Below are 15,207 nucleotides of genomic sequence, written 5' to 3' on the forward strand. Positions count from 1 at the left end.
CGCGTGTCGCTGCTGCACAAGCTGTGAAGATCATGGAGAATCCACTGCCGATCAGGCATCCGGTTTGACCGGAGCCGGCTCAGGCCGTAGTTTTAATAGGTTGACCCCAGCCTTCTGGCTGCCCAAATTTCTTTCCCGGCCACATCGAGGCTCGTGGAGATCCAAGACGTGGAGTACACACAATGAGCAAGAGAACGTTCCAGCCGAACAACCGTCGTCGCGCGAAGGTGCACGGTTTCCGTCTGCGCATGCGTACGCGTGCCGGCCGCGCGATCCTCGGCGCTCGTCGCCGCAAGGGTCGCGTCGAGCTTTCCGCTTAAGCACCCAGGCTCGATCTCAAGCACCAGTGCTTGCCAAGGCGAACCGCATCACGACGGGCGACGACTACAAGGGAGTCGTACGTCGGGGGCGGAGATTCGTCACGCCTCACTTCGTGACGTATGTGCGTTCTGATCCCGAAGCAACTGCTTCGCGCGGTCAGGGCGCTCGTTTTGGCTTTATCGTCGCAAAGACGGTCGGCAACGCGACGCAACGCAATCGCGTGCGCAGACGACTCAAGGCGGCCAGCTATCTGATGCTTGACCGGGTGCAACCGGGCGTCGACGTGGTCATCCGCGCGCTGCCCGATTGCTCCACAGCTTCGTGGGAAACCCTGCGGAGTGAGCTCGCGGAGTCTCTGACTCGTTCTGCGAACTCAAGCACATCTCGTCGCCGGGAGAGTTCCTCGTGAACAGACTTGTCGCAACAGCACTCCTTGTGCCGCGCAACATCGTCGTTCTGCTCTTGCGCGTCTATCGCGCGGTGATCTCACCGCTCTACGGCGATGTGTGCCGTTATTACCCATCGTGCTCCCAGTACGCGCTCACCGCTGTGCAAGATCGCGGCGTCGTCGTCGGTGGGGCGCTGGCGGCCCGCCGCATCGTGCGGTGCCACCCCTGGGCCGAGGGCGGAATCGACGACGTTCCCCTCAAACGTGTGCGGCGCTATCGCGTGACGGCATCCGGCTTCGTCGTCGCAGGCCAAGGAAAGGGCTGACCCCAACAATGGACTTGATCTCGATCGTTCTGTGGCCACTGAAGTGGGCTGTTGAGCTACTCCTCGTCGGCTGGCACTGGCTGTTCAGCGCGGCGGGCATGGACCCTGCCGCCGGCATCACCTGGGTGCTGGCCATTGTCGGCCTCGTCGTTGTGGTGCGTGCCGCCCTGATCCCCGTCTTCGTCAAGCAGATCAAGAACCAGCGCCGCATGCTGGAGGTTGCTCCGCAGCTGAAGAAGATCCAAGAGAAGTACAAGGGCAAGAAGGATCAGTTCTCTCGCGATGCGATGTCGCGCGAGACGATGGAGCTGTACAAGAAGACCGGCACCAACCCGCTGAGCTCCTGCCTGCCTCTGCTGTTGCAGATGCCGATCTTCTTCGCGCTGTTCTCGGTGCTGAATGACGCCCAGCACGGCAAGACCGGCGTCGGCCCGCTCAATGCCGAGTTGGCCAAGCAGTTCGGCGATGCCGAGCTCTTCGGCGTCGCGCCGCTGCACAGCTCCTTCGCCTCCCAGTGGACGTTGATGCTCGAGGGCGAGCCGTTCAGCGCAGCCGTCATGATCATCGCCGCCGTCATGGTCGTGCTGATGACCGCCTCACAGTTCATCACGCAGCTGCAGATCGTCTCGAAGAACATGTCGCCGGAGACCAAGGCGAGCCCGATGTTCAAGCAGCAGCGCATCATGCTCTACCTACTCCCCCTCGTCTTCGCCTTCTCCGGTGTCGCCTTCCCGCTCGGTGTCATGTTCTACTGGCTCACCTCGAACATCTGGACCATGGTTCAGCAGTTCGTCGTCATCCGGAACATGCCCACGCCCGGCAGCGAGGCAGCCAAGGCCCGCGAAGAGCGCCTGGCCCGCAAGGGCAAGCTCGTCGCCACCGACGGCACCGTGATCGTCGTCGACGAAGAGGCGGCCAAGAAGACCCAGCGGCAGCAGCCGATCAGCAAGAACCGGGCAAAGAAGCAAGCCAAGCCCGGCGACCAGAAGTAGGACGCAGATGACCGACGTTCAGAACACCCCCATCGTTGACGACTCCGCCCTCGACCTCGAGGCATCGGAGCAGGGCATCGCTGCCACCTTCGAGGCCGCAGTGGAGGGTACGGATCGCACCGCCACGCCCTCCCAGGCGCAGCTCGAGCAAGAGGGCGATATCGCCGCGGACTACATTGAAGAGTTCCTCGACATCTGCGATCTCGACGGTGACATTGACATCGACGCCCGCAACGGCCGTGCCTACCTCTCGGTGAACGCCGGCGCCGGAGCCAACATCTCCGTGCTGTCCAAGCCGGAGACGGTCAACGCCCTTCAGGAGCTCACGCGACTCGCCGTCCAGAGCAAGACGGGCGGCTTCTCCCGGCTCATCCTCGACATCGGTGGCTCTCGGGACGCCCGTGAGGCCGAGCTGACCGCCCTCGTGACGCGTGCCATCGAGCGCATTGAGGGCGGTGCGGCCTCGGCTGCGCTCCCCGCCATGTCCTCCTACGAGCGCAAGCTCGTGCATGACATCGTCGGTGAGCGTGGATACACCTCGGAGTCCAACGGTGAGGGTCGCGATCGTCACACCGTGATCAGCCGTCGCGCATAGTTTCACGTGAAACCATGACTGACACCCTTGAGTCGGAACCGCTTGTAGCCGCGGACGTCTTCGGCGAGCAGCTCGCCACGGCGCGTGCGTTCACCACGAATCTCGCGACGCACGGCGAGGAGCTCGGCCTCATCGGGCCTCTTGAGCTTCCGCGACTGTGGACGAGGCACATTCTGAACTGCGCGATCGTTGCGCCGTTGCTGCGCCCCGGTCTCGTCGGTGACGTTGGAAGCGGTGCGGGACTCCCGGGCCTCGTGCTCGCCATCGCTCGACCAGACGTGAATTTCGTCCTGATCGAGCCGATGGAGCGTCGTGTCGCGTGGTTGAACGACCAGGTCGCCGAACTCGGTTTGGCCAACGTCGAGGTTCTGCGCGCCCGCGCGGAGGAGACCAAGCGCGAGGGCACATTCGATCAGGTGACGGCCAGAGCCGTCAGTGCGCTGCGCACGCTGATCCCGCTCACCGCTCCCCTGCTCCGCTCCGGTGGTGAACTCGTGCTGATGAAGGGCGCTGGGGCCCCCGGCGAGATCACGGCGGCCGAGAAGGCGATCCGCAAGTACAAATTGCGTGATGTTGAGGTTCTTGTCCTTGGCGAAGGCATTCTGAGCGAAGAAACCCGCGTCATCCGGGCTACAGTGGGTTAGTCGACTCTCGTCGCCGGTTGCTGCGCACGACGCATGCTGTGCTCGTTCGTTCGGTTCCAGCGCCGCGGTGTCGGCGCTCTCGTGAGACGACCGACACAGGGAATGGATAGCAGATGGCGAATGCCGCGAGCCGTGGATGGTTCCACAAGAAGGGGCGCGACGAGTCCGCCCCGCCCGCCGCAGATGCAGTTGACACCATCACATCGCCCGACGGCCACTCCCCCGTCGTCTCCCTGGCCGCGTTTGACGCAATTGTCGGCGCCCGGCTCGACGCCGAGTCGCCGGAGAATGGCTCCCACAGCACTGAAATTGACGCGAATGACCTCGTCGAGACGCAGGCCGGCACGACCGACGGCACGACCGAACTGATTGACGACGAGAAAGAAGCAGTGTTTCACGTGAAACAAACCGCCGACGACACTTCGGCCCCCACGCCCGTTTCGAGTACGGAGGGCGATCCAACCACCGGCTCGATTGACTGGGATGCCGCAACGCACGCGGCGTTGACGGAAGATGCGGCCTCGACTCCGCCGGCGACGCACGCTCCCCTGGCGGAAGAAGTGGCGACTCTGACCCGCCGCCGCCAGGCGATTGCGGAGTTGACGCTGCCGCTCCCCGAGAAGACGCGCGTGCTCACCATCTCCAACCAGAAGGGCGGCGTCGGAAAGACGACGACCGCCGTGAATCTGGCGGCTGCGCTTGCCCGCCTCGGTGCCAAGGTGCTGGTCATCGACCTTGATCCGCAGGGCAACGCCTCGACCGCGCTCGGTGTCGAGCATCGCGCCGATGTACCCAGCATCTACAACGTGATCATCGAGGACCTCCCCCTCTCGTCGGTCGTCCAGAAGAGCCCCGAAGAGGGCAAACTGTACTGCGTCCCCGCAAATATTCACCTGGCTGGAGCAGAAATCGAGTTGGTTTCGCTCGTCGCGAGGGAGCAGCGCCTGCGTCGCGCCCTGGATCTCCACATCGCGGAGATGACTGCGCCGTACGACTACGTTTTCATCGACTGCCCGCCATCTCTCGGCCTCCTCACCATCAACGCATTTGTCGCGGCGAGCGAGGTGCTGATCCCGATTCAGTGCGAGTACTACGCGCTCGAGGGGCTCAGCCAGCTTCTGAAGAACATCGAGATGATCGAGAAGCACCTGAACCCCGAGCTTCGTGTCTCGACGATCCTCCTCACGATGTATGACTCGCGCACGAATCTGGCCAATCAGGTCGCGCAGGACGTCCGCGACCACTTTCCGCAGCAGGTGCTCGGTACGATCATCCCCCGCTCCGTGCGTGTATCTGAGGCACCCAGCTACGGTCAGAGCGTCATCAGCTACGACACGAACTCGACCGGCTCGCTCTCCTATCAGGAGGCGGCCGCAGAGATGGCACGTCGAGGCGCACCGGTAGTCACCCCCCGTACAGGAAGCAGGTAGTCATGGCGAAGCGAACTGGACTCGGGCGCGGGATCGGCGCACTGATCCCCACGATCGACGAGACCCGTGGTCGTCCCGTGGACGTCTTCTTCCCGGATACGGTCGGCGCCGCGCAGGCTCTGGCCGCCGCGAACGACCGTGAGGAACTGCTCGTCGTTCCCGGTGCCCGGCTGGCGCACCTGAACCCGGCCGACATCGTTCCCAATGCCGTGCAGCCGCGCACTGTCTTCAACGAGCAGGATCTCGCCGAACTCGTGCACAGCGTGCGTGAGATCGGCGTGCTGCAGCCCATCGTTGTCCGCCCGCACCCCGAGCTGGCGGGTAAATACGAGCTCGTCATGGGCGAGCGGCGCCTTCGAGCGACGAAAGAGGTCGGGCTCGACACCATTCCCGCCGTCATCCGTGACACCGCCGATGATGACATGCTCCGGGACGCACTGCTGGAGAATCTGCACCGCTCCCAGCTGAACCCGCTGGAAGAGGCCTCCGCCTACCAGCAGCTGCTCAGCGATTTCGGCATCACGCAGGAAGAGCTCGGCAACCGACTCGGTCGTTCACGCCCGCAGATCACGAACACGCTACGCCTGCTCAAGCTCCCCTCCCCCGTGCAGCTGCGCGTTGCGGCCGGCGTGCTGTCGGCCGGTCACGCCCGTGCCATCCTCTCGGTCGTAGAGCCCGAAGCCATGCAGAACCTCGCCGACAAAATCGTCAACGAGGACCTGTCCGTGCGTGCGGCAGAGGCGGCGGCGAGCAAGACCCCGAAGCCCGCTCCCAAGGTGAAGCCACACGCAGGAACGCGCCAGGGCCACCTTGACGAGATCGCCGAGCGTCTGGGCGACCGGCTGAACACTCGTGTGAAGATGCACCTCGGCGCGCGCAAGGGTCAGATCACAATTGACTTCGCCACCGTCGCCGATCTCAACCGCATCCTCGGCGAGATCGGCGAGCCCGGCTTCACGAAGTAGCTCCACACCGCGACTTTCTGCCCCATGTTTCACGTGAAACCTGGGGCAGAAGTGCGTGTGGGGAGTGGGTGGACCGCGCGATCCTCACGAGCCAGCCGTTGGGGCTCGGCGACGGCCCGTGTTTCACGTGAAACATGGCGGAGCCGCTCGCTCGGCTCTGCTCGCCCGCCCCAGCCCGGACGAAGCAACTCGACACGCTCGATCCTCGGCACTCCACCGGCGCGAGACCGGTTCCGCGCACTCGGCCGACTCCCCTCCCCCGCTGAGCTACCCGGATCTCCTGCATACAGCCACCCGGATCTCCCGCTGCTTGAGCCACCCCGCTTCCTCGCTGCTTGAGCCACCCCGCTCCCTAGCTGATTGAGCCACCCCGCTCCCTAGCTGATTGAGCTTGTCGAAATCACTGGGCTGGCTGCGCTGAGGGTCTCCCGCTGATCGGATTCCGTCTCTCCATAGTGCTGGCTAGGTCTCGATTCGCCCGCTCTTCGCTTTCGACCGCGGTGTAGGACAATGCGCAGGCAGCCACTCCCCCGTCTGGTGCGTCCCTGCTGGTCGAGGGGGCCGTCGCGGCCGTAATGAGACCAGCGGGTAAGCCGAATTCCCCCTGCTTCAGAGTCCGCTGATCGAGAGTACGGAGCGAGCTAAACAGAACCCAGTTTGCGGAGAGCTGCTGATCGCATCCCGCTGTACACCTGTCGTCACGCAGAACTCCCCGAACACCGCCCATCCGATTGAGCTTGTCGAAATCAATGGGGTTTCGACAGGCTCAACGAGCGAACGCGTCACCAGCGAGCCGGCTAGCGCAGCGTTGGCTGCAGCCGCCAGTCCAGGCCTCTATACGCTCGTTCCTCGCTACTCGACCGCGTGTGGGAGCGCGTTGCAGCTCGAGCACTTCGGCCCGCACCGGCACCGCGGCGCCGGCCGAGTTGTCGCCGTTGATTGAGCTTGCCGAAATCGATGGGGTTTCGGCAAGCTCAACCAACGAACGGGTCATCAGCGATCGACCGAGCACCACCGTGGGCGGCCACCGCCCGCTCAGGGGCTCGACACGCTCGCCGCTCGCTACTCGACCAGCAAGTGGAAGCGCAGCCTCGGCCGAACTTCGGTCGCTGATTGCGCTTGTTGAAATCCTCCGGACGAGTGGTCTGAATCAGACCGTACGCGGGTGCGCATCCGCCAGGGATGTTTCACGTGAAACACCTCGGGTCTCCGACGACTCGTTCGGTTCGGCTGATGCGGTTTCGACAAGCTCAACCAGCGGAGCGGCGACCGAGCGCTTCCGGGCCGGCGTGCTCGACCAGAGGCTGTCACGGTTCCAGGGGCCGTCAACCAGTGGTAACGAGCGGAGCGGCCCATCGCGGCCTGCCATCTCCACACTTTTCCCCCGAAGGGGCGCTCCACGCACGCAAGTTGGGCGATGTTTCACGTGAAACGAGGGGAAAATGCAGAAGGAGGGCACCCGGCGGGCGCCCTCCTTCTGCACTGAGTGCTCTAGACGCGCGCAGCGGCCGCCAGCGCCCCGTAGACGACCCCGAGCTCCTGGCCTGAGGCCTCGATCGCCTGAGGCAGCAACGACGTCTCTGTGAGGCCGGGGAGCACATTGGCCTCGAGGAACCATGGGGTTCCGGCTGCGTCCAGGATGAAGTCGATCCGCGAGACGTGGCGGAGCCCGAGGAGCTCGTGCACAGCAACCGCGGTCTCGGCCACGAGTGCCGCGGCGTCCGGAGTGATACGCGCCGGCGTGAAGAAGGTGGTCTCCCCCGCGTTGTAGCGCGCGTCAAAGCTGTAGACGCCGCTGCTGGCCTGAATCTCGACCGCGGGAAGTGCCTGAGGGCCGTCCCCGGTGTCGATCACGCCGACCGCAAGCTCGACCCCCTGAATGCGCTTTTCGATGAGCGCGACATCGGAGTAGGTGTACGCCTCAACGACGGCGCGAGGCAGCTCAGCGGCCTCGGCGACAATCGAGACACCCTGCGCCGAGCCGCCCACCGATGGCTTCACAACGAGGTCCGTGCCGAGCCGGTCGATCACGCGGCTGAGCACATTGGCGGCGCCGAGATCGCGGAAGGTTTCCTTGGCCAGCGTGATGGACTCCGGGGTGGCAATGCCGGCGCGCGCGACAAGCGTCTTAGCCGTGGGCTTCGACCAGGCCAAAGCCGCGTCGTCGCCACGCGATCCGACGAACGCAACCCCGGCGGCCTCGAGCAAGCTGAGCAGTGCGCCGTCCTCGCCACTGGCGCCGTGCAAAGCGGGCCAGACGACATCCGGATTGCGTGAGGCGATGGCATCAAGCAGCGTCGCGTCGGGGTCGAGCACGGTGACTCGATGGCCGGCGCCGCTCAGAGCATCGGCCACCCGGCGGCCCGAGCGCAGCGAGACATCGCGTTCGTGCGAGATTCCGCCGGCGAGTACGACGATGTCGAGAGTTGCGGGTGTTCCGGCGCTTTCCGGTGAATCGTGCTGAGTCTCTGCGGCGATGTTTTCAGTCATAATCAGGACTTTCTTCGATTTCAGTTGTGCAGAAGGCATTCTCTGACCGGTGTCGGTTCAGAGTGGCTGGACACTAGGAAACATTCGGCGGCGGCGAGGTGAATTGGGCCGATCCGGAGCTTGTGCCGAGCTTGCCCGTTCCGGCGAAGGTCTCGAGCAGGTCGAGCTCGCCGCCGATGACAGTCGCCAGTCGACGGATGCCGAGGCGAATCTGCTCTGGAGTCGGATAGCAGAATGAGAGCCGGATGTTCTGGTGCCCATTGCCGTCGCCATAGAACGCGGTGCCCGGGGTGTACGCGACGAGCTCCTTGACCGCGCGTGGCAGCATCGCCTTCGAGTCCAGCGGCTCCGGAAGAGTGACCCACACATAGAACCCACCGTTGGGGTTCGTCCACTCGAGCTGAGGCAGGTGCTCCCCCAGTGCCGAGAGCATCGCCTCCTTGCGCTCTCGGTAGACGCCGCGGAAGGTGTTGATCTGTTCCTTCCAATCGGCGGTGGCCAGATACTCCGAGATCACCAGCTGGCTGAACGAGCTCGGCGACAGCACTGCCGCCTCATTCGCGAGCACCAGCTTCTCGCGAATCGCGTGCGGTGCAAGTGCCCAGCCGGTGCGGAAGCCGGGAGCCAAGGTCTTCGAGAAGGTGCCGAGGTAGATCACCCCATCCTCCTCGACCGAACGCATCGCGTCTGGTGCCGGCTTGTCGAAGTAGAGCAGACCGTATGGGTTGTCTTCGAGCACGAGGATGTCGTGTTCCTTGGCGATGGCCAGGATCTCAAGTCGGCGCTCCCAGCTGAGCGTGACGCCGGCCGGGTTGTGGAAGCTGGGGATCGTGTAGAGCAGCTTGATCGTGCGCCCGGCGGCCTTCAGGCGTGTGATGTGTTCGCGCAGGGCCTCCGGAATCATGCCGTGCTCATCCATCGGCACATGGTCGACGTCGGCCTGGTAGGAGCGGAAGATGACCATGGCCGTGACGTAGCTCGGCCCCTCGGAGATGACAACGTCACCAGGGTCGAGGAAGAGCTTGCTGACCAGCTCGAGCGCGTGCTGCGAGCCAGTGGTGACGACGATATCGTCGGCATTGGCCTGGATGCCCTCGAGCGCCATGACCTCGAGAATCTGCTCACGAAGTGCGGGAACTCCCTGACCAGAGCCATATTGCAGCGCGGTTGCGCCCTGCTTGATCATGACCTGATCCATGGCGTTGATGACGAGATCCTGAGGCAGCGCCGAAACGAACGGCATGCCGCCGGCGAGGCTGACCACCTCGGGCCTGGATGCCACGGCGAACAGCGCACGCACCTCGGAGGCGCGGAGGCCCGCGGCTCGGTCGGCGTAGTGGGAGTACCACGGGTCGAGGTTGTTGCCGGGCTGGTGCTGTTCAGTCACTGGTCATCCATTCTCGTGCTGTTCAATGCTAGTACGCGGAAAAGGCGGGGATTTTCGGGGGCTTTAAGCACAAAACCCCCGGCCGTGAGGCCGAGGGTTCAGTGAGGACCGGTCGGCTACGCGAGGTAGGCGGCCAGGTCTGCTTCGAGCGCAGGCTTGGGCTTGGCGCCGATGACGGTCTTGACGACCTCGCCGCCCTGGTACACCTTCATTGCCGGGATGCTGGTGATCTGGTACTTCATCGCCAGCTGCGGGTTCTCGTCGACGTTCACCTTGACGATGTCGAGCTTCTCGGAGTGCTCGGTCGCGATCTGGTCGAGAATCGGGCTGACGGCACGGCAGGGGCCACACCATTCGGCCCAGAAGTCGACCAGAACGGTCTTCTCGTTGTTCAGAACCTCGGCTTCAAAGGTGGCTTCGGTCACGGCACGTGCGGTCATTGCGTTCTCCTTCGGTGAATGCGGTCAGTTGATCGTGCGGATGCCGGCGGCGCCGGTATCCGGAGCTGGTTCAGGCCTGCGCTGCAGCCGCGGCGGGCGTCGCCACCGCCGCGATGGCGAGGTCGGCCGGCAGCGATGCCAGGTAGTGCTCGGCGTCGAGTGCGGCGACACAGCCGGAGCCGGCCGCGGTGACCGCCTGGCGGTAGCTCGGGTCGATGACGTCGCCGGCGGCGAAGACGCCGCTCTGGGAGGTCTTGGACGAGCGACCTGCCACGGCGATGGTGCCCTCTGGGGTGAGGTCGAGCTGGCCGTGGATCAGGTGGGTGCGCGGGTCGTTGCCGATCGCGATGAACAGGCCGTCGAGGGCGAGCTCTGACACCTCACCGGTCACGGTGTCGCGCAGCGCGACACCGCTGAGAGCCGTGTCGCCCTGGATCGCGGTGACCTCGGAGTTCCAGATGAACTCGATCTTCGGGTCGTTGAATGCCCGCTCCTGCATGATCTTGGAGGCGCGCAGCGAGTCCTTGCGGTGGATGATGTAAACCTTCGAGGCGAAACGCGTGAGGAAGGTGGCCTCCTCCATCGCGGAGTCGCCACCGCCGACGACGGCGATCGTCTTCTCGCGGAAGAAGAATCCGTCGCAGGTTGCGCACCACGAGACGCCGTGGCCGGAGAGCTTCTCCTCGCCGTCGACGCCGAGCTTGCGGTAGGCAGAACCGGTGGCAAAGATCACCGAGAGGGCCTCGTGGGTCTCGCCGGAGCCGACGGTGACGGTCTTGATGTCGCCGCTGAGATCGAGGCTCGTGACGTCGTCGTAGACGACCTCTGTGCCGAAGCGCTCGGCCTGCTGCTGCATCTGCGTCATCAGTTCCGGGCCCTGGATGCCCTCGGGGAAGCCGGGGAAGTTCTCGACATCCGTCGTGTTCATCAGTTCGCCACCGGCTTCGACGGAGCTGGCGATCAGCAGCGGCTGGAGGTTGGCGCGAGCGGCGTAAATGGCCGCGGTGTACCCGGATGGGCCGGAGCCGATGATGATGACCTGACGCACGAATACTCCCTGAATGGTGTTGCGGTGACGATGCCTGGCGATTTTGCCGCTTACGGCCTGCCCAGTGTGAAACACAGTCTAGGTGAGGAGTATTCCGGAGCGCTGAGTGGATCGGATTGGCTAACCATCCAGCGTGGTTACGAGTCGCGGGCCGGCTAGCTGCGACGGATGCGGGCGAGCACGGGGTCGAGCACGACCCTGAGCTCCGGCGTGCGCATGAGAATGAGCATCCCGAAATATGCGGCAGACATGGCGAGGCCGATGATCACCATTGAGAGCATTGCGGTGACGGCGCCAGAGACAGCGAAACCGCCCTCGTGCGTCCCACCCAAGGCAACCAGCAGAACGATGCCGATCACGACGGAGGGGATTGCCGCCACCAGGTACTTGCCCAGGCTTATGGCGATGCGTTTGCCGTCGATGCCGCCCAGCTTCTTTCGAAGGAGAAAAGCCGCCAGAACCGCTTGTGCGATGCCGCCGATGGTCACGACGAGTGCGATGCCGGCTGCGATCCACTCGACGGGCAGCAGCAGGCAGGCCCACACGCCGATGACGACGATCGTGACCTGGAACAGCGTGAAGAAGAACGGTGTGCGGGTGTCGCTCAAGGCGTAGAAGGTGCGCTGGAGCACAAACAGCACGCAGAACGCGATGAGGCCGAGCATGTAGGCGATGATGACGTTTCCGGTCGCCGCCACCTGATCGAAGGACCTGTAGACGAAGACGGCCGCGAACGGGTAGGCGCACACCGTGATCACGGCGGACGCGAGGGTGATGATCAAGGTTGTGCCGCGAATCGCCGACGATGCATCGGTCCTGACGAGGTCGAGCTTTCCGATCGAGGCATGTTCACTCATTCGAGTGAAGTAGGCGGTCGCGATCGAAACGGTGATCACCGAGTGCGGCAGCATGAAGATGAGCCAGGCGGTGTTCAGGACTTGAACAGAAGCATCATTGCCACCGGATGCGGATGAAGCAACCTGTGTCTCGACGATGCCCGCGAGGGTCGTGAGAAGGAGCATGCCGAATGTCCAGCTCGCCATGCGGCCGGCTGCGCCCAGGCCGACGCCCCTCCACCGGAAATCGGGGCGATACTTCAGCCCGATGCGGCGCCAGAAAGCGAACAGCACAACAGCCTGGACGACAACGCCGAGCGTGGCGCTGCCGGCGAGCACGGCAATCATGGCGGGAGTGAAATCGCCCGCCTGGCGTTCGAGGCCCGTCGGGTCGAATCCAAAGAGGACGGCGAAGACGACGAGCCCGGCGATGGCTACGACATTGTTGAGCACGGGTACCCACGTCGACGGCCCGAAGACCTTGCGTGCGTTGAGTACTTCACTGAGCACTGTGTAGAGGCCGTAGAAGAAGATCTGCGGCAAGCACCAATAAGCGAATGCGATGGCCAGCGAGAGCGCCTCTGGCGGAAGCTTCCCGCCCCAGATGGGCGTGAGCACCGGTGCAAGGATCGTGGCGGCGGCAGTGGTGGCAAAGAGGATGACGAGCGCCAAGGTGAGGAGCTTGTTGATGTACGCGGAGCCGCCGTCATCGTGGAGGGCCGAGCGCACGATCTGTGGCACGAGAACGGCCGTGAGCACGCCGCCGGCGATGATCACATAAACCGTGTTCGGCAGTTGGTTGGCAACCGCGAAGGCATCGGTGCTTTGGCCGATGAGGCCAATCACCTGCGCGAGGACCCAGAGCTTCACGAAGCCGAGAATGCGCGACACGATGGTGCCGGATGCCAGCAGCGCGCTGGCCCGCCCGATGCCGCTAGCCACGCGGTGATTCTGATTCGTCGGCATCCGTGGAGTCCTCGACCTCTGTAACCGCCTGAGCCGGTGTCGCCTGTGTGCTCTCGATGTCCTGGGCCTCGGCGGCTGCCCGCTCGCGTCGCCGCCTGCGTATGTTGCGGAAGATGCCGAAACCGAAGAACAGCAGGATCGCGGCGCCGAGCAGGGCGGCGCCGAGACCCTCCCAGTCCGCCTGCACGTTCACCGGGATCGTCACGGGCGAACCCAGCTGCACGCCGGCGGATGTCGTGAGGGTGATCTGAACGTCGACGGCGCCGTTGCCGACGTGGGCGTTCACGGGAACCAGAACGGTGCTGCTGGATGCCGCGTCGATCGTGACCTCCACCGATTCATCGACGACGAGACGGCCATTGGAGGGCAACAGGCTCACGGTGAGCGTGACGGGCTGGGTGTAGGAGTTCTGCACGGTCACGGGGAACTGGGCGCTGCCGCCCACGACCAAGACACTGGTGCTCTGAATGACGCTCACCGAATCGAGGATCTCGCGGGTGCGGGCGAGGTCGTCGCCCACCACCGTGCGCCACTCCTCATCGTCAGGAATCCAGGCGATGTCGAGCAGTGCGAGCAGGCTTGCCCGCTCCGGCCCCGTGACGGTTGTGGGGTCGGCGACCGCCGTGCTGAAACCAGTCAATGCGGTTTCGCGCTCGAGGAGGTTCGCGACGGCGGCGAGCCGTTCCGGGGACTCCCCCGTCTCGCCGACGGTGAGCTCGGGTGCCGGGGCATCACTGAGCGCACTCAAGCCGACCGGTGAGACGAAAGGGAGTTGTTCCAGAGCGCTGAGTGTCGCGTTCAGATAGCTCGAGTTGCCTGGCCATTCGTGGGGAATCGTGGCCAGCAGGGCGCGGGGAGTCGATTCGTCGGCCGCGACCGCCGCAGCGGCTGTTGCGCGTGCGATCGCCTCTTGCCAGTCGCTCTCCCGGCCGGCCGTGATGGCGTCGCTCACAGCGTCGTTCAACTCGGTGTCGGCGACGAGCAGCGCCATCTCGCCTGCCCGGGCGGACGCCGGCGGCTGAACCGAATCGGCCAGAGCGATGTCCGAGCCTGAGACGATCGTCGTGCCGAATCCGTTGGCCGTGAATGCCGGGAGCACCGGGGCGCTGACGAGGCCGGGCGCCGGCCAGGCGATGCCGCTGAGCGAATACGGCCACGCCAACAGCTCGTCCAGGGTCGGCACGCCGGTGTCTGGTGTCGGCTCGTCGCTCGGGTCCGTGCTCGGCTCAGTGCTCGGCTCGGAGCTGGGCGCGTCTTCGCCCTCGCTCGGCGATGGAGTGGGGGTGGGAACTGTCGCCGTGAAGTTCGCTGGATCGATCGCGTCATCGAACGAGAGCGGCGCCAGGAACGGGTTGACCCCGAGCTGTGCCTGGGCCGTGATGTCGGCGTCGGAGTATGGCAGCGCGAAGATCTCATTCGTCGCGCCGGAGAGCCGCTCCAGCCAGTCAGTGGCCGACGTCGGCGCGCTGGAGCCGAGAACGCGAATCGACACGAGGATCTTCGGATCGAGGGCGATGGCGACGTTGTGGCCGAGCGCCGCGTCCAGGCTGCGGGTGAGCATGCCGCCGGGTCCGGTGTACACGGCCAGCATCTCGCTGGGGATGAGACCCAGGTTGCTCGCCGGAGCTGTGATCGGCATCACCATGCCCAGTGGACTGCGCGGCGTCTCGCCCGTCACGAGCACGGTCGTGCTCCGCGCCGTCGAAACGACGGTGCCGCCGCTGATGAGCGATGCGACGAGTCCCTGCGCCCCCCAGTCGGTGGTGTCGAAGTCGAGTGATGCTGCCGGAACGGTCACAGGAGTGACGGAATTGGAGCCGGCCGCGACGCTGGGGAGCTCAACGGTTGCGACGACGTGTGCATCGTCGGGCATGCCGGCGCTGTCGGCATCCGACTCGGCGATCACCTCGTCGCTCGGGTGCAGCCAGCCGGCGAGCTCGGCAGAATCACTCAGCGTGTCATCGCTCAGCCCGACGGTGACGGTGGAGCCGGTCACTGTCTGGTCGGTGCCGTTGCTCACGCTCACCGTGAGCGGCAGATCCTCACCGGGACGCACGATGGCGCCCTGTGCCGGGGCGACCATGATCGTCACCGAGGTGGGCTCGGCCGTGGCGGCGGCAGGTGCGGTGACGGCCTGTGCGGGAGCTGCCGTGGTGGCACTCGCCCCGAGCAGTGCCGGGGTGAGCGTTGCCGCGGCGATCAGCAACGACAGGGTGCGGTGCGGCGGCCTCACACGCGTTCCGCGGGCGTTCAGCCGGGCACGGACAGCCCCAAAAAGCGCAGGCCGATGCGTGTGTAGTGACTCGGCCTCCATGCGGGAATTCTACGGTGCCGCGCTGGGTGACTGCTGCACCCTCCACGGCAACCCTTAATATGGAG

At 64.9% G+C, this 15,207-nt stretch carries 14 protein-coding genes; 8 read left to right on the forward strand and 6 right to left on the reverse strand.

Annotated elements, in window-relative coordinates:
* Positions 1 to 182: 182 nt before the first annotated feature.
* The 8 genes from rpmH (at position 183) to ASC66_RS15130 (ending at position 5,661) form a co-directional block, all read left to right on the forward strand.
* Positions 183 to 320, forward strand: coding sequence for a 50S ribosomal protein L34 (rpmH, locus tag ASC66_RS15100; protein ID WP_047408363.1), 138 nt, complete (start codon positions 183 to 185; stop codon positions 318 to 320).
* A 26-nt stretch (positions 321 to 346) separates the two neighbouring features.
* The gene (rnpA, locus tag ASC66_RS17895; protein WP_082492372.1) at positions 347 to 730 is read left to right on the forward strand and encodes a ribonuclease P protein component; all 384 of its coding nucleotides are present in this window, start codon (positions 347 to 349) and stop codon (positions 728 to 730) included.
* A complete protein-coding gene (gene yidD, locus ASC66_RS15105) occupies positions 727 to 1,035 on the forward strand; it encodes a membrane protein insertion efficiency factor YidD (RefSeq protein ID WP_055841305.1) in 309 nt (102 codons plus the stop codon). The genes rnpA and yidD overlap by 4 nt, the downstream gene beginning before the upstream one ends.
* Positions 1,036 to 1,043: 8 nt before the next feature.
* The gene (gene yidC, locus ASC66_RS15110; RefSeq protein WP_055841307.1) at positions 1,044 to 2,027 is read left to right on the forward strand and encodes a membrane protein insertase YidC; all 984 of its coding nucleotides are present in this window, start codon (positions 1,044 to 1,046) and stop codon (positions 2,025 to 2,027) included.
* Positions 2,028 to 2,034: 7 nt separating this feature from the next.
* On the forward strand, positions 2,035 to 2,622 hold the full coding sequence (locus ASC66_RS15115) for a Jag family protein (protein ID WP_082492373.1): 588 nt from the start codon (positions 2,035 to 2,037) through the stop codon (positions 2,620 to 2,622).
* A 14-nt stretch (positions 2,623 to 2,636) separates the two neighbouring features.
* Positions 2,637 to 3,266 carry a 16S rRNA (guanine(527)-N(7))-methyltransferase RsmG gene (gene rsmG / locus ASC66_RS15120; RefSeq protein ID WP_055841310.1) on the forward strand — a complete coding sequence of 210 codons (630 nt, stop codon included), beginning with the start codon at positions 2,637 to 2,639 and terminating at the stop codon, positions 3,264 to 3,266.
* A 503-nt stretch (positions 3,267 to 3,769) separates the two neighbouring features.
* A complete protein-coding gene (locus ASC66_RS15125; RefSeq protein ID WP_055841770.1) occupies positions 3,770 to 4,696 on the forward strand; it encodes a ParA family protein in 927 nt (308 codons plus the stop codon).
* Positions 4,697 to 4,698: 2 nt separating this feature from the next.
* Positions 4,699 to 5,661, forward strand: a complete 963-nt coding sequence (locus ASC66_RS15130) for a ParB/RepB/Spo0J family partition protein (protein WP_055841313.1) — start codon at positions 4,699 to 4,701, stop codon at positions 5,659 to 5,661.
* A 1,491-nt stretch (positions 5,662 to 7,152) separates the two neighbouring features.
* Here ASC66_RS15130 and ASC66_RS15135 read toward each other — a convergent pair.
* The 6 genes from ASC66_RS15135 to ASC66_RS15160 all read right to left on the reverse strand — a co-directional run bounded on the left by ASC66_RS15135 (position 7,153) and on the right by ASC66_RS15160 (position 15,061).
* Positions 7,153 to 8,151, reverse strand: coding sequence for a D-alanine--D-alanine ligase family protein (locus ASC66_RS15135; RefSeq protein WP_055841316.1), 999 nt, complete (start codon positions 8,149 to 8,151; stop codon positions 7,153 to 7,155).
* A gap of 73 nt (positions 8,152 to 8,224) precedes the next feature.
* Positions 8,225 to 9,538 carry an aminotransferase-like domain-containing protein gene (locus ASC66_RS15140; protein ID WP_055841323.1) on the reverse strand — a complete coding sequence of 438 codons (1,314 nt, stop codon included), beginning with the start codon at positions 9,536 to 9,538 and terminating at the stop codon, positions 8,225 to 8,227.
* A 116-nt stretch (positions 9,539 to 9,654) separates the two neighbouring features.
* Entirely contained in the window at positions 9,655 to 9,978 is a 324-nt protein-coding gene (gene trxA / locus ASC66_RS15145; protein WP_047408337.1) for a thioredoxin, read from the reverse strand.
* 70 nt (positions 9,979 to 10,048) lie between these two features.
* Entirely contained in the window at positions 10,049 to 11,026 is a 978-nt protein-coding gene (gene trxB, locus ASC66_RS15150; protein WP_055841327.1) for a thioredoxin-disulfide reductase, read from the reverse strand.
* Positions 11,027 to 11,181: 155 nt separating this feature from the next.
* Entirely contained in the window at positions 11,182 to 12,804 is a 1,623-nt protein-coding gene (gene murJ, locus ASC66_RS15155) for a murein biosynthesis integral membrane protein MurJ (protein ID WP_235496949.1), read from the reverse strand.
* Positions 12,797 to 15,061, reverse strand: coding sequence for a DUF6049 family protein (locus tag ASC66_RS15160; protein ID WP_055841333.1), 2,265 nt, complete (start codon positions 15,059 to 15,061; stop codon positions 12,797 to 12,799). Before ASC66_RS15160 ends, murJ begins: the two co-directional genes overlap by 8 nt.
* Positions 15,062 to 15,207 lie beyond the last annotated feature (146 nt).

Source organism: Leifsonia sp. Root4 (genome assembly GCF_001425085.1).
Taxonomy (GTDB): domain Bacteria; phylum Actinomycetota; class Actinomycetes; order Actinomycetales; family Microbacteriaceae; genus Microterricola.